Annotated in this window: 15 protein-coding genes; 9 read left to right on the top strand and 6 right to left on the bottom strand. The window is 48.6% G+C overall.

Annotated features, from left to right (window positions below):
• Positions 1 to 4: 4 nt before the first annotated feature.
• From ACO0K2_RS03385 to ACO0K2_RS03375, 3 genes are all read right to left on the bottom strand, one after another.
• On the bottom strand, positions 5 to 1,402 hold the full coding sequence (locus ACO0K2_RS03385) for an MBOAT family O-acyltransferase (protein ID WP_423015729.1): 1,398 nt from the start codon (positions 1,400 to 1,402) through the stop codon (positions 5 to 7).
• A gap of 20 nt (positions 1,403 to 1,422) precedes the next feature.
• Complete coding sequence (locus ACO0K2_RS03380) at positions 1,423 to 2,079, bottom strand: hypothetical protein (RefSeq protein WP_423015727.1); 657 nt, start codon at positions 2,077 to 2,079, stop codon at positions 1,423 to 1,425.
• Between the two features lie 107 nt (positions 2,080 to 2,186).
• Entirely contained in the window at positions 2,187 to 2,846 is a 660-nt protein-coding gene (locus ACO0K2_RS03375; RefSeq protein ID WP_423015725.1) for an SGNH/GDSL hydrolase family protein, read from the bottom strand.
• A 382-nt stretch (positions 2,847 to 3,228) separates the two neighbouring features.
• On the opposite strand from ACO0K2_RS03375, the gene argF reads away from it, so the two are divergent.
• The 3 genes from argF (at position 3,229) to ACO0K2_RS03360 (ending at position 5,940) form a co-directional block, all read left to right on the top strand.
• The gene (gene argF, locus ACO0K2_RS03370; protein WP_423015723.1) at positions 3,229 to 4,143 is read left to right on the top strand and encodes an ornithine carbamoyltransferase; all 915 of its coding nucleotides are present in this window, start codon (positions 3,229 to 3,231) and stop codon (positions 4,141 to 4,143) included.
• Between the two features lie 135 nt (positions 4,144 to 4,278).
• Positions 4,279 to 5,511: an argininosuccinate synthase gene (locus ACO0K2_RS03365; protein WP_423015721.1), complete on the top strand. Its 1,233-nt coding sequence runs from the start codon at positions 4,279 to 4,281 to the stop codon at positions 5,509 to 5,511.
• Positions 5,512 to 5,625: 114 nt separating this feature from the next.
• Positions 5,626 to 5,940, top strand: a complete 315-nt coding sequence (locus ACO0K2_RS03360) for a pyrimidine/purine nucleoside phosphorylase (RefSeq protein WP_423015719.1) — start codon at positions 5,626 to 5,628, stop codon at positions 5,938 to 5,940.
• 63 nt (positions 5,941 to 6,003) lie between these two features.
• Here the strand turns inward: ACO0K2_RS03360 and ACO0K2_RS03355 are convergent, their stop codons facing one another.
• Positions 6,004 to 6,561 carry a hypothetical protein gene (locus ACO0K2_RS03355; RefSeq protein WP_423015717.1) on the bottom strand — a complete coding sequence of 186 codons (558 nt, stop codon included), beginning with the start codon at positions 6,559 to 6,561 and terminating at the stop codon, positions 6,004 to 6,006.
• Positions 6,562 to 6,730: 169 nt separating this feature from the next.
• A complete protein-coding gene (gene murJ, locus ACO0K2_RS03350) occupies positions 6,731 to 8,284 on the bottom strand; it encodes a murein biosynthesis integral membrane protein MurJ (RefSeq protein WP_423015715.1) in 1,554 nt (517 codons plus the stop codon).
• Positions 8,285 to 8,518: 234 nt separating this feature from the next.
• On the opposite strand from murJ, the gene ACO0K2_RS03345 reads away from it, so the two are divergent.
• Positions 8,519 to 9,613 (top strand): serine hydrolase domain-containing protein, encoded by a 1,095-nt coding sequence (locus ACO0K2_RS03345; RefSeq protein WP_423015713.1) that lies wholly within the window; start codon positions 8,519 to 8,521, stop codon positions 9,611 to 9,613.
• Positions 9,614 to 10,314: 701 nt separating this feature from the next.
• On the opposite strand, the gene ACO0K2_RS03340 is transcribed toward ACO0K2_RS03345, so the two are convergent.
• The gene (locus tag ACO0K2_RS03340) at positions 10,315 to 10,794 is read right to left on the bottom strand and encodes an Lrp/AsnC family transcriptional regulator (protein WP_423015711.1); all 480 of its coding nucleotides are present in this window, start codon (positions 10,792 to 10,794) and stop codon (positions 10,315 to 10,317) included.
• A 252-nt stretch (positions 10,795 to 11,046) separates the two neighbouring features.
• On the opposite strand from ACO0K2_RS03340, the gene kynB reads away from it, so the two are divergent.
• The 5 genes from kynB to ACO0K2_RS03315 all read left to right on the top strand — a co-directional run bounded on the left by kynB (position 11,047) and on the right by ACO0K2_RS03315 (position 15,264).
• Entirely contained in the window at positions 11,047 to 11,679 is a 633-nt protein-coding gene (kynB, locus tag ACO0K2_RS03335; RefSeq protein ID WP_423015709.1) for an arylformamidase, read from the top strand.
• Positions 11,680 to 11,746: 67 nt separating this feature from the next.
• Positions 11,747 to 12,988 carry a kynureninase gene (gene kynU, locus ACO0K2_RS03330; protein ID WP_423016155.1) on the top strand — a complete coding sequence of 414 codons (1,242 nt, stop codon included), beginning with the start codon at positions 11,747 to 11,749 and terminating at the stop codon, positions 12,986 to 12,988.
• Between the two features lie 45 nt (positions 12,989 to 13,033).
• Positions 13,034 to 13,888, top strand: a complete 855-nt coding sequence (gene kynA, locus ACO0K2_RS03325; RefSeq protein ID WP_423015707.1) for a tryptophan 2,3-dioxygenase — start codon at positions 13,034 to 13,036, stop codon at positions 13,886 to 13,888.
• A gap of 469 nt (positions 13,889 to 14,357) precedes the next feature.
• Positions 14,358 to 14,576 (top strand): hypothetical protein, encoded by a 219-nt coding sequence (locus tag ACO0K2_RS03320; RefSeq protein WP_423015705.1) that lies wholly within the window; start codon positions 14,358 to 14,360, stop codon positions 14,574 to 14,576.
• A 61-nt stretch (positions 14,577 to 14,637) separates the two neighbouring features.
• A complete protein-coding gene (locus tag ACO0K2_RS03315) occupies positions 14,638 to 15,264 on the top strand; it encodes a LysE family translocator (RefSeq protein ID WP_423015703.1) in 627 nt (208 codons plus the stop codon).
• Positions 15,265 to 15,357: the final 93 nt, after the last annotated feature.

Here is a 15,357-nt window from a genome sequence, read left to right as displayed (position 1 = left end):
TTCCTTAAAACTGAAAATATAAAAACGGAATCGCTTTTTGGCCTACCAAAACAATCACCGCATAAGCGAATGTGATAACCGGCCATACCATGCTCCAGCTCATGATGCCGAATCCGCCACGTTTTCCGATGGAAGTAGCAGGATAAACGACACAAACCAAACCAATCGCAAAGGTCAACAAGATACTTGGACGGAGCGCCAAGATCACTTCATCTCCCATGGCAAATCCGTGGAAGCCAAACTGACCCGCCCACATGGTCATGGCATGGTCGAAACCAGCTGCACGGAAAACCGTCCACGCCAACATCACAGTCAGCATGGTTAAGGCGCGGGAAGCATAATTAGGCATCGACAAACCACGCTGCGTGAACGCACGATCACAACACAAGGCAGCGCCTTGTATAAAGCCCCAAATCAAGTAATTCCAATTGTCTCCGCCGTGCCACAGTCCCCCGATGGCCATCGTCAACATCAAATTCACATACGTCCGGTAAGCACCACGACGATTGCCACCCAAACTGATGTACAAATAATCGCGCAGCCAAGATGACAAGGTCATATGCCAGCGACGCCAGAAATCCTGAATGGAGACAGCCAGATAGGGATGGTTAAAGTTTTCTTCAAAATGAAAACCGAGCATTAAACCGAGGCCAATCGCCATGGCGCTATACCCAGCAAAATCAAAATAAAGCTGAAAGGTATAGGCAATACAGCCAATCCACGCATCCTGAAAACTAGGATTTTTCATACCGAAAACGAGACTGACCACCGGTACGAGGGTGTCTGCTATCAACACCTTCATCGAAAAACCAATCATGAACCGGCGGACACCGATCGCGAATTTATCGATCGAAAAGACACGTTCACGTAACTCTTTATCGATGACTTTGTAACGAACAATCGGTCCAGCAATGAGATGCGGAAACATCGCCATATAAGCGCTGAACGAGATAAAGCTATATTGCGCTGGGACCGTTTTACGGCGTACATCAACGATGTATGAAATCGCGTGCAACACCGTAAACGATAAGCCGATAGGCAACATCAACTTGACCCACGGTATCTCAGGCAAGTCATGCCCGGCAAGAAGGCTGTTGATGGATCCAACGACCATATTCGTATATTTGTACCACACCAAGGATGCCAGATTGAGCACAATGGTCGCCACCATCAGCCGTGTTTTGATACGCTCTTCGGTCGCTTTGTCGATCAAGATCGCTGCCCCCCATGCGAGGATGGTCAGGGCAATAATCAATAACAAAAACTTGGGCGTCCACCATGCATAAAACAGCCAACTGCCAACTAATAAAGTGTGATTACGAAACCGCTGTGGAGTAATCAGATAAAGCGCAAAAAACAGCGGCAAAAACAGCGTCAGGAACTCAAGAGAGGCAAATACCATGGTGGATAGGCGATATCAGATTAAGAAGTGGAATCGCGTACAAAAAATGTCTGACGACCTTTCTTGCCTGGAATGACGATCACGCTATAGCGCTCGCCCGCTTGGAGCTGAGACATATCAACGGCAGCACCAGCTGCTTCTCCGGCACATTGCGCTTGAACGGTGAGGCTCACAGGATTGACCAGACGACGACTGGTGGTGGCTGGCTTCACGGCCTCAAAGATCATCGCATTTTTTGCGCCGCCAGTCAGACCGGCTGACGAACACGATGGATCCGCGTTTAATAACGAGATGGAAGCGCGCATGGCATTGAAATCGGTCGGTGTTTCGCGAACCAAGAGATTGTCGAGACTTGCGCCTTTGTTGACGACCGCGACCGTCACAAACTCACCTGGCTTCGCGACGACTTCGACGGATGTTTTCACACCGCCTACTTGCACGATAGCAGTCAACTTGTCGCCGGCTTTGACAGGGTAAAAACGCGAGACACGCCCTTCTGTTTTTGCATCCAGCACTACTTTGGCAGCACCATTGACGATGGTTGCTTTATCGCTGCTGGCATTCAAAAATCTGACAAACGACGAATCCTGACCTGGGCCAGTTTCATATAGGGGATTATCAGCATACGCGGCAAATGAGCATGCAGCGGCGACACAAGTCAGGATCAATTTTTTCATTTTTTGAATAAGTAGTTAAGACCATGGTCAGGCCGGAAATACGACCTCGTTACCAGAGAGCAAGTCGCATGCGCGCAACACACTCTCCGGTCGCCATCAAAGCAGCATTAGTGCTTGATTGTTTTCAGCACCGCTGGTGAGGAGATGAAATTGCCAATGGCAGATCCCCAGGACTTGTAACCAGCACCATCAAAGTGCTGACCATCAATCGTGCCCCATTCACCTGGTTGGGAGAAACTCAGCGAATCGACGTATGTACAAGGTGCAACGATCTCAGACAAATACCCTGACATTTCCTTTGCACGGGCATAAGTTTTGCCAAATTTACCACCTTCTGTGCCCCATGCTGGACCAACCCATACACAGCTCACGTCATTTTTCTTGATACCCTTGGTTAAACGCGACACCTGCTGCCAAATCCAGTTTTTCTGTAGTTCTGGTTGATTGTAAGACGCCATGGTGTCGGCATTCACGACTACCACCAGATTAGGCTTATACGTCTTCACCAAATCGTTAAACGGACGCGTCACCGCATCGGCACCAGACTTCACCTCAACCGGACCATCTTTGATCCGCTCTGCGCCACCGCAAGATGATTGGGTTTTCACCATCCACTCACCAGCCGCTACACCGCAGGCGCCGAATGAATAGACAACCGCTCCTTTGTTCATCAGATCGTCATGTAATGTCGTAATCAGATAATCTGGTGTAGACATGTGGCTATCGCCGATAATCAGGACGGTCAGTCCAGCTAAGAGTGCGCTCATAGTTGATTTATGATTGAGTAAAAGTTGATGGATGAATTCTATGTCGTCCGAAGAAATACGAACAACACAAACCAGACCAAGCTAGTTTTGCCAGTTTGGTATCAGCATTATAAATACGATACAGCAATAAAACACTGCCAGAAGAATAAGTTTTGCAAGGAGAATTACGTTTTTTTACTAATTGACGGGAATTAACAAATCGGGTTAGGGTAATTGCCGTGTGTTACATTTGACACTTCGCTGCGTTTTTTGAGTAGAACTAAGCGAAATACCGTTCAAATTGCAATTTCTCAGAATTTAATATGGGAAAGCGATTTTAATCCCTTATAATTAAGCAGTTACGATCAGCGGCGGCAGGCTTAAGTGCTGCCCGTTTTTATTTATGGCTATCAAACACTTCCTGCAATTCTCCGATTTCACGCTCACCGAGTTCGAATATGTGATGCAGCGTGCACGCATCATTAAACAACGGTTTAAGGCTTACCAGACCTATCATCCATTGCTGGACCGAACATTGGTCATGGTATTTGAAAAGAATTCGACACGTACCCGCCTGTCGTTTGAGGCTGGCATGCACCAGCTTGGCGGCGCAGCCATCTATCTGAATACCCGTGATAGCCAACTCGGACGCGGTGAACCCGTTGAAGACGCAGGACAGGTCATGTCGCGTATGTGCGACATTATTATGATTCGTACGTTTGAACAAGAGATGATCGAGCGTTTTGCCGCGAACTCTCGTGTTCCGGTCATCAATGGTTTGACGAATCAACATCACCCCTGCCAAGTATTGGCAGACGTATTCACCTATATTGAACACCGCGGTTCGATCACAGGTAAAAAAGTAGCTTGGGTAGGTGATGCGAACAATATGCTCTATTCGTGGCTGCAGGCAGCGCAGGTATTTAATTTCCACCTGCATATCTCGACCCCGAAGGGCTACGACATGGACATGTCGCTCGTCACCGCTGATCCATCACAATATACCGTGTTTGACAATCCATCGGATGCCTGCGAAGGCGTTGATCTGGTGAACACCGATGTATGGACAAGCATGGGATACGAGGCCGAAAACCAGGCACGCTTAAAAGCATTTGATGGCTGGATTGTCGATGAAGCAAAAATGGCACGCGCCAATCCAGACGCGCTGTTTATGCATTGTCTGCCAGCACATCGTGGTGAAGAAGTTTCCGCAGGTGTTATCGACGGTCCGCAATCTGTTGTCTGGGACGAAGCAGAAAACCGTCTACACGTGCAAAAAGCGTTATTGGAATATCTGGTCGTCGGCGAAATCCGTTAAGCCAGCAGCGCATCAGTCCTAGGATCATGTGTTCACGTCAGCAAATGCTGTGGACACAATCCTCGGATCCTGATGCCCATCCATCCGCTTGTATAGACAGCATTTTTTTGACAGCATTTTTTTCGAAAGTACATCATGAGCGATATTAAAAAAGTCGTCCTCGCCTACTCAGGCGGTTTGGACACCTCCGTCATTCTGAAATGGCTGCAAGATAACTACCAGTGCGAAATCGTCACCTTTACAGCCGATCTGGGTCAAGGCGAAGAACTCGAACCAGCACGTGCGAAAGCAATCAAATTTGGTATCAAGCCAGAAAACATCTATATCGATGACGTACGTGAAGAATTTGTCCGTGACTTCGTCTTCCCGATGTTCCGTGCTAATACCATCTATGAAGGTGAATACCTGCTGGGTACATCGATTGCCCGCCCATTGATCGCTAAGCGCCTCATTGAAATCGCCAAAGAAACAGGTGCCGACGCCATTTCTCACGGCGCGACAGGCAAAGGTAACGATCAGGTTCGTTTTGAATTGGGCGCGTATGCCTTGATGCCAGGCGTCAAGATCATCGCTCCATGGCGCGAATGGGACTTGTTGTCACGTGAAAAACTGATGAAGTATGCCGAAGATGCTGGCATCGAAATCGATCAAAAGCACAAAAACGGTGGCGCTCCTTACTCGATGGACGCCAACTTGTTGCACATCAGCTTTGAAGGTCGCCACCTCGAAAACCCAAGTGCTGAAGCCGAAGAAACAATGTGGCGTTGGACTTGCAGCCCAGAACAAGCACCAGATGCGCCAGAATACCTGGACATCGAATTTGAACGTGGTGATATCGTTGCATTGAACGGCGTACGTATGTCGCCAGCAACGGTGCTGACAGAGTTGAACCGCCTCGGTGGAAAACACGGTATCGGTCGCTTGGATCTGGTCGAAAATCGCTATGTTGGCATGAAGTCACGCGGCTGCTATGAAACTCCAGGCGGCACGATCATGTTGCGCGCACACCGTGCGATCGAATCGATCACTTTGGATCGCGAAGTAGCGCATCTAAAAGATGATTTGATGCCACGTTACGCCAGCCTGATTTACAACGGCTACTGGTGGGCACCAGAACGTCTGGCATTGCAGACATTGATTGACCACACACAACAAACGGTCAATGGCTGGGTACGCGTTAAGCTGTACAAAGGCAATGTCATCACAGTTGCACGTGATTCCAAAACAGATTCCCTGTTCGACATGAACATAGCAACATTCGATGAAGACGGTGGTGCCTATAACCAGGCAGACGCTGGCGGCTTCATTAAGCTCAACGCTTTACGTATGCGTATCGCAGCAAACGCACGCGCAAAACGCGGCCAATAACGCAGCAACCGATCGGACGTCACAACGTCCGATGAATAAAGCCTGCGCACATCCGTTGACGCAGGCTTTTTTTCGTCTGGCCTTTTTTCTTTTACTCTTTACACTGAAAACAACATGGACTCTCAATTTGATCAAGTCAGCGTTGTCAAAAAAGCGAATATTTATTTTGACGGCAAATGCGTTTCGCACACAGTATTATTTGCAGACGGTAGCAAAAAAACGATCGGCGTTATTTTCCCATCTAGCCTAGTTTTTAATACCGGCGCTGCAGAAATCATGGAACTCAATGCGGGCAAATGCAACATCCGCATTCAAGGCGAAAGTGAATGGAAAACGTATGAAGGCGGCCAGAAGTTCAATGTTCCAGCCAATGCCAGTTTTGAGATTGAAACGGTAGAGACCTTAGATTACGTCTGTCACTTCGTTTAATGTAAAGTCGTTTGATTGCTGAAGTGAGCATATCGACGTCAGCAATCAACTTCATTTCTTACATTAGCGCCACTGATTTTCTCGGTGATCGCCGTGGTCACCATGTTCGCCACGATTGTCTCCACGGCCCTCACGGTGCTCATCATGCCGATCATCATGTCGATCATCACGACGTTCATCGCGGCGCTCATCCCGATGCTCTTCATGACGCTCCTCATGGCGTCCTTCATAGTATCCACGTCCGCGTTCTGGATACCACTCATGAGCATGTGCTCTATATTGCGGCGCATAGACTTGTGAGTACCATCTCTCCTGTACAAAATAAACGTGACGTCCACAGGCATGGTAGTAGTCGCAATAGCGATTCCAATGTCTGACATGTTCTGGTGGTACGACAAGATAGAGTGGTTCAGCAATATACCCGACCGCTGGTCGCGCAATGATGACTGGCTGAGAATAGACAACGGCTGGTGCTCCAACATGTCCAATATCGATCTGACCGTAGAATCCCGGTTCACCAACCGATACGGAGAGATTAACGCCTTGTGCATTGGCAGTACCAGAACTGAAAGCAGCGCCAGCAGCGATAACAGCACCGAGGGCAAAAATACGTTTTAACATGATGAACATCCTTTTTAACATCTGAAACACATAAGCCATTAACGGGGCAACCATCATCGCCGATGACATCGTGTCGGTGTTTTCTTGTAACGGTCTGTCGCTTGATCGGCGACGAACACAAGCCACATGAAAAGGATGAACGTTTTGTGGAAGAAGATCTTCTACGTCGTTACGTCTTTGCCATTTTTTTGAAATCCTTCGGACGGAATCCCATGACACCAAGTGCAGCGAAATACGTCGCCATGGATGCCAAAATCAACATCAACAAAGCGCCAATCCGACGGAATGGTGTATCACGCATGGCTAACCAATTAAATTGATCAGCGATCCAAAGGGAAACAAAAGCCATCAACAACAAGGCAGCAAAGAGTTTGAGCAAAAACATCCCCCATCCTTTGTGCGGATGAAAAATACCACGCCGACGCAAACCAAAAAACAAAAAGCTGGCATTGACGCATGCCCCCAAACCGACGGATAAAGCCAGCCCAGCGTGTGCAAACATCGGTACAAAAACCAGATTCATCAATTGCGTCGCAATCATGACACTCACGGCAATTTTGACAGGAGTACGAATATCTTGTCGCGCATAAAATCCCGGTGCCAGAATCTTGACGACGATCAGACCGATTAAGCCAATACCATAGGCCACAAGCGCATTCGACGTCATGCTGACGGCATGAGCATCAAACTGACCATGATGAAATAAGGTCGCGGTCAAGGGCACTGGAATCGTTGCCAATGCAACACCTGCTGGCATGGCCAATAAAAACGTTAAACGTAAGCCCCAGTCCAATAAGGCAGAGTATTCGGCTGTATCACCATCAGCGTTCGCTTTCGATAAACCCGGCAACAGAATGGTTCCAAGTGCAACACCCAACAACGCTGTCGGGAATTCCATCAAACGATCTGCACTCGCAAGCCAACTGGTGCTGCCCGCCACCATCCGCGAAGCGAGACTGGTATTAATCAGAATACTAATCTGCGACGCCGACACAGCAACGATGGCCGGCAACATATTGCGAACGATACGCCGCACCCCCTCATCTTGCCACGCAGCGGCAGGACGCCAGCCAATGCGCGGCAACATCCCGATTTTTACCAGCGCAGGTACTTGTATCCACAGTTGCAAGACGCCACCGATAAAGACACCAATCGCCTGTCCATAAATCGGCTGCTCCATGAAACGCGACAACCACAAGGTTGCTGCAATCGAGGTCAGGTTGTAAATCACCGGTGTAAAAGCCGGAATTTTAAATTCGCGCCATGTGTTTAATATCCCCCCTGCCAATGCGACCATGGACATAAATCCAATGTACGGGAACATAATCCGCGTCATCAACACTGTGGCTTGAAATATATCGTCTTTATGCACCAACCCACTGGCCGCAAAATACAAAATCACAGGGGCACCGACAATGCCTAAAAAACAGGTAATAAGAAGCGCCCAGGTCAGTAAAGTCGCCACATGATCGACCAAATTCTTTGTAGCCTCATTACCTTGCTGGGTCTTATATTCCGCCAAAATAGGAACAAACGCCTGCGCGAAAGCCCCTTCCGCAAACAAGCGACGTAACAGGTTAGGAATCCGGAATGCAATGTTGTATGCATCCGTCATTGAATTGGCACCAAAATACGTTGTGAACAGCACATCTCTGGCGAGGCCCGAAACGCGCGACAACATGGTCATGCCACTAATGGAAGCGAGAGTTCTGATTAAATTCATGGTGCCGCATTATATATCGGGGGCGAGACGATATTTTTGAGTCGTGACGAATTTATTACTAAAAATCATGGTGGCGACTTGGTCAATGTGTCTAGTCAGACGATTATCAGAAAATATTTCTCGGGAACAAAGTGCTATCACTCTCCGCTAAACCAACCACCTGTGAGGGATGATTTGTTACACTATATTGGATTTTATTGCATGTTAGACATTATTCCCACTCGGAGAAAGTTCATGTCCCGTTTTTATCAGTATTCCCGCCATGTTGTCAGTACCCTCACATTGGTGTTCGCTGGTTTGTGTGCGTCGAGTGATACCGTATTTGCAGCAACGACAAACGTCAATAACGACATCGAGCTCGCGGCGAAAGCATTGCAACAAACGGGCTTTCAAGGGGCAATTCTGGCGGCGCGCGGTGACAAGCTCTTGTACAAAGCTGCCATTGGCGATTTTGGCGATATCAATCGCACCTTCCGATTTGCGTCTATCACGAAAGAGATGACAGCGATCATGGTCATGCAGGAAGTAGAAGCGGGGCATCTCCAACTAGATCAACCATTGGGTACGTATTGGCCAGACTATCCCAACCCCGCTGTTAGCAAGGTCACACTGCGCCAATTTCTAACGCATTATTCTGGCCTTTTTAACGACAATGCTGTGCCAACATTTCATATGCTGAACGCGAACAATGGCGACGATATGAAAAAATTTGCTACTGGCATGTGTGCTGGTCAGATGAACTCCCAACCGGGCACTACCTTTGATTACAACAATTGTGATTACATGGTATTGGGTGCTTTATTAGAAAAAATCACCAAACAAACGTATGCCGATTTGTTGAAACAACGCATTTTCGTGCCGGCAGGCATGAACAGTGCAGGTTTTTATACAGCCGCGATGCCCGATAACAAAGACCATGTGCATGGCAGCCTCGGCGGTCAGCCAGAACCAGAAGTGAACTTTGCGAGCTACGGTGCAGCAGGTTCCTCATTTGGGACCTTAAAAGATCTCCTCGCGTTTGATCGAGCCTTCATCAAAGGGAAGTATTTGTCCACTAAATCACGCGCAGAGATGATCAAGCCTAACGCCGTCGGCGGCGCACTTGGGGTGTGGGTCTATCCATTCAACGGTGCAGACGAAAAGAATCCTACCGTCATCGTCGAACGCCAAGGCTGGATTGCCGGCATCCGAATTTTGAACCTTGTCGACGTTCAAAACGGCAACATCCTCATCATCGTCAGCACCAACGGCGACCTCGACCTGACGCAAACGTGGGCCAACAAAGGGCCAGCAGCTGGTCTATTGAAAGCGTTATTGCTCAGTCAATAAGTGCGGGATGTTGATGTTGGGATTTTTTGGGGGCAGTAATTAAGGTCAAGGCGCTACCGCGCCACTGGGCTCCCGCCTTCGCGGGAGCGACGGTATTTGGTGTAACTGGACTCACTACGCAACTTAACCCCGCAATACTCCACGAAACTCAACTCCGTCATACTCCGCGTGCCATAACCTCGTCATACTCCGTACAAATCAATTTCGTCATACGCCGCATACCTCAATTTCGTCATGCGCCGTACACCTCAAATTTCGTCATACTCCGCGTAGGCGGAGTATCCAGTGCGCGAATGCGCTTTTCTGCTGAAATAAACATTCCCCTTCTAACAAGGCGCTACCGCGCCACTGGACTCCCGCCTTCGCGGGAGCGACGGTATTTGACGTAACTGGACTCACTACGCAATTTAACCCCGTCATACTCCGTGCACCTCAATTTCGTCATACTCCGTGCACCTCAATTCCTTCATACTCCGCGCACCTCAAATTTCGTCATACTCCGCGCAGGCGGAGTATCCAGTGCGCGAATGCGCTTTTCTGCTGAAATAAACATTCCCCATCCAACAAGGCGCTACCGCGCCACTGGGCTCCCGCCTTCGCGGGAGCGACGGTGTTTGGAGTTGCTGGACTCCCGCCTTCGTGGGAGCGACGAATTGTGGAGATGCTGGGCTTGCAACTTCACAGGAGGGACGCAGTAGAAATTAGCTCCCGTCCCGCATCAACCCCACATCAATCTGGTGCGTATCCTTCAGCGTCTGCAACACAATATTCGACCGAATATCCAATACCCCAGTCGTCTTGTACAAACGCTCCAAGACAAAACTGGAATAGTGTTTCAAATTGCGCGCACGGACTCTGAGTAGGTAATTTGCTTCACCTGTAATGATGTAGGAACCAATCACTTCCGGCCATTGCAGCAGTGCTTTTGAGAAATTTTCGTGCCATTGTTCGACATCTCGCCGCATCGTGACCTGCACGAAGGCATCCACTTCCAAACCGACTTTCGTCGCATCCACTACCGCACAATAATGATGAATGACACCGGCCTCTTCTAGCATACGTACGCGGCGAAGACAGGAGGAAGGGGATAAAAATACTTTATCGGCTAAATCTTGGTTGCTAATGCGACCATCTTCTTGCAGTTGTTGCAGAATTTTTAAATCAGTTGGGTCAAGTTGCATGGTTTCACTCTCGATTAGTGCATGTCATCCTCCATGGATCGTCAAACCAAGGATGCATTTAGAATTTTCCCGCACAAAACATCACAAAAACAGCAAATGATGCGATGCAAAAGTCGAATAACGATAATTATTTCAATAATTGACTAAATATTCGCAGTATATGCCGAAACACATCACTTTACGCCCCAACTTTGCAAGAATTATTCAGACGATCCGACATAAAATCTCTGCATGATTTGAACAGGAGAATGTATGTCAACGTCCTCTCAATTGTGGGATATCAGTCCCACAATCCAAACAGGGATTCCGGTCTGGCCGGGAGACAGTGCCTATGTCGCTGAAACGACCTGGCAGATTGCTGATGGCTGCCCCGTCAAGGTCAGTAAGATCACGATGTCAACGCACACCGGTGCGCATTGCGATGCACCGTCGCACTATGATGTCGATGGGAAGTCTATCGATGAAGTGAATCTTGACACGTATATCGGTGCTTGCCGCGTGATTCATTGCATTGGCGCGGCACAAGTCCTACCAGAACACATTGCGCCGCACCTTCAACAGCTTCCTCCTCGCGTTTTGTTCCGCACGTACCAAACAGCACCACTCAAACAGTGGGATAGTCATTTCCCTTCGGTATCCGCTGCAGCGATTGATGTATTGGCCGCGCATGGTGTTCGTCTCATTGGTATTGATAGTCCCTCACTCGATCCAGAGCAATCAAAAACACTGGATGCCCACTTATGCGTCAAAAAACATCAGATGGCGATTTTAGAAGGCGTTGTTCTCGACGACGTTGTAGAGGGTGATTACGAATTGATTTGCCTGCCATTAAAACTAGCGGGATTGGACGCGAGTCCAGTGCGAGCAGTGTTGCGCTCGCGATGAGATGAATGCCCCACCATCACCACCATCACACATAGCCTATTGAAACTCAGGAGCCCTCATGACCACCATTGCCACCCGCGCTGATTGCGAACGTCTGGATCAGTTAGATCCTTTAGCCCCATTACGGGACGAATTTATTGTGCCAGAAGGCGTTATTTACCTCGACGGCAATTCCTTGGGCGCGCGCCCGAAAGCGTCACTGCAACGGGCGCAAGAGGTGATCGCGCAAGAATGGGGAAATGATTTAATCACCAGTTGGAACAAAGCAGGCTGGTTTGACTTGCCTTCGACATTGGGGAATCAACTTGCCCCCTTGATTGGTGCTGAAAAAAATGAAGTGGTCGTGACCGATTCCACATCGATCAATTTGTTTAAAGCGATTGCAGCCGCGCTGCAAATACAATCGACAGACAGCCAGCGTAAAACCATCATTACCGAGCGCAGCAACTTCCCGACCGACATTTACATGGCACAAGGGATCACACAGTGGCTCGATCGTGGCTACCGTATTGTGTTGATTGATTCGCCTGAAGAACTCGCAACGGTTCTAAATAACGAGACCGCACTTGTGATGCTCACGCATGTCAATTATCGCACTGGCTATTTACATGACATGGCAGCGGTCACTGCACTCGTTCATCAACACGGTGCGCTGGCGTTATGGGATTTAGCGCATTCCGGCGGCGCCCTGCCGGTTGAACTCAATGCGGCCCATGCTGACTTCGCAGTTGGTTGCACTTATAAGTACCTCAATGGCGGCCCAGGTGCGCCCGCATTTATTTGGGTACCCATGCGTCACCAAGCGGCATTTAATCATCCTCTCTCAGGGTGGTGGGGACATGCAAGTCCGTTTGCAATGGCACCTGAATTTGCACCAACACCAGGGATTCGCCGTGCATTGTGTGGCACACAACCCATTGTGTCTTTAGCGCTGGTTGGTTGTGGATTGGATATTTTCGGTAAGACCAACATGCAGGCGATTCGTCAGAAATCGCTGGCACTGACCGATCTGTTTATTGCTTTGGTTGAGCAACGTTGTGCCGCCCATCCGTTAGAACTCGTGACACCACGAGATCACCATCAACGCGGTAGCCAAGCGAGCTTTAAGCATCCACATGCCTACGCGGTGATTCAGGCTTTGATTGGTCGTGGTGTGATTGGTGATTATCGTGAACCAGCGATTATGCGTTTTGGGTTTACACCGTTATATGTGCGGTATGTCGATGTGTGGGATGCAGTTGAGACCTTGCGTGATATCTTGGATCAACAAGCCTATGACACCAACCTGCAACGTAATGCAGTGACTTGAACCCGCATTCACCGCTCTTCTTCACAGAATTAAGAAAGAACCATCATGAGTAATCACAATGAAGCCGCTGGCAAATGCCCCATGTCCTGGCACGGTGCACAACTCGATTTTTCAGAATCGATGAGTTATGGGGACTACCTCGGTCTCGATCAGATTTTAAGCGCGCAACACCCACGCTCTCCGAATCACAATGAAATGCTGTTTATCGTTCAGCATCAAACAAGCGAGTTGTGGATCAAGCTGATGCTGCATGAATTGCATGCGGTGCGTCAGCATATTCACCACAATGATTTACCACCCGCATTTAAGATGCTGTCGCGCGTTGCACGGATTATGGATCAGTTGGTCCATGCATGGGATGTGTTAGCAACCATGACGCCGAGCGAATATACGGCCATTCGTCCTTACTTGGGTGCCTCGTCGGGTTTTCAGTCGCATCAATATCGTGAATTAGAGTATCTGCTTGGCAATAAAAACGCCACGATGCTTACCGTCCATGAAAGTAAGCCAGAGATCCACGCGACACTGGATTCAGCCTTGCGGACACCTTCCATTTATGATGAAGCGATCATGCTGATGGCGCGCAATGGTTTCGCGATCGATCCGTCACGCTTACAACGCGACTGGACGCAACCTGTCGAAGCCAATGAGTCGGTGAAAGCAGCGTGGCTACAGGTGTATCAAGCACCTGAGCAACATTGGTCTTTGTATGAGTTGGCAGAAAAACTTGTCGATATGGAAACGGCGTTCCGTATCTGGCGTTTCCGCCATGTAACGACCGTTGAGCGGATTATCGGATTTAAGACTGGCACAGGTGGCACCGCTGGCGTCAGTTACCTCCGGAAAATGCTCGATGTGGTTCTTTTCCCTGAATTATTTGCCTTGCGCACTGCACTATAAAGCGTGCATCACCTGCCGATTTGTATATCAGCAGGTGACTGGCGCCCCTGCCTACATAGGGGCGTCAAATCCCCCTTCTCGTACGCTATTCGCAGCGTCGTTGATCACTCATCAGCCGCTCGCCGTCCATTCCTCGTCCATTCCTCGTCCATTCCTCGTCCACTCCTCACGCCTTTCTCATGCCTTTTTGATGCAGCGCAACAACCTATATCAAGAAGATCAACAGAAATCATTCTCCTGTATAAACTTCTCGTCGTAGAAATATTTTTCTGTGACTATTTTGCAGCGAAACACATTTTTCTAGACGTAAGACGACTATAATTGGCGCACATTCAACAATGCTTCTTTTCTTGTTTCACGGCGCAAACCATTTGTGCCACTGACAGATCATTTCGCTAGTTACACCAGAGAAATAATGTTTTTTCAGTATGTTTGATGCAATGCAGTATGAATGAATATGGAGTCTGACATGATGGTCCCATCAACAACAGCATTAAAAGCAAATCGTCACTATTTCATCGAAGAAGCCCCCATCAGCATCGATGAACTCACCCAAGACTACATCAATATTGGACTCGGTCTTCAGCAATCGTACGGTACAAGCTGTGCTATTGAATATCTGCAAGGCAAAGGCGTTCCAAACAAAATTACTGAACGCGTCTTACTCCGCGCCAATCAAATTCGCTAATTCCTCAAAAAAAATTGCATAATGTCTTTGGCATCATGCAATTTTACTTTGAGGGATTTCCATGCTGAGTTTTCAAACCGCGCTGACTTTTTTTGGTTTCTCACTTGTCTTAGGCCTTTCTCCTGGCCCAGACAATATTTTTGTGCTCATGCAGTCAGCAACGCAAGGACGCAAAGCAGGCATGTTGGTCGTGCTAGGCTTATGTACCGGACTAGTCGTACATACGCTGGCGATTGCATTGGGTCTTGCGGCCGTATTCGCCGCGTCGGCGATGGCGTTTCTGATTCTGAAAGTGTTAGGCGCGGCCTATCTTGCTTATCTTGCTTGGGGGGCGTTTTGGGCTCCGGTAAGTGAAGATACCAGCATCACCGCGACACAACTTCAAACCCGCCAACTGTATTTGCGCGGGGTGATTATGAATTTAACAAATCCCAAAGTCGTCTTCTTCTTTCTGGCGTTTTTACCGCAGTTTGTGTCTGCAGACCGAGGATCCGTTGCGATGCAATTGATCGAACTTGGGGCAGTCTTTATTGTTGCTACCATCATTGCCTTTGGCAGCATTAGTTATTTTGCTGCAACGGCAGGACAACGATTACGCAGTTCAGCAAGAGCACAACGCTGGATGAACCGCACAGCAGCAGTGGTGTTTGCTGGCTTAGCGGTAAAACTCGCGCTCTCGCAACGCTAAAGTACCCCAAAAAAACAGCGCAGCACACGAATGTGACTGCGCTGCTATCCTTCACTTTCTCACGATTGAAGTGAGAGACGCGTTCTATTTCGT

The organism is Undibacterium sp. MH2W (assembly GCF_049340215.1).
Lineage (GTDB): Bacteria > Pseudomonadota > Gammaproteobacteria > Burkholderiales > Burkholderiaceae_D > Undibacterium.
Note: the sequence above shows the minus strand (reverse complement) of the source record. Positions and strands in the feature narration are given on the sequence as shown.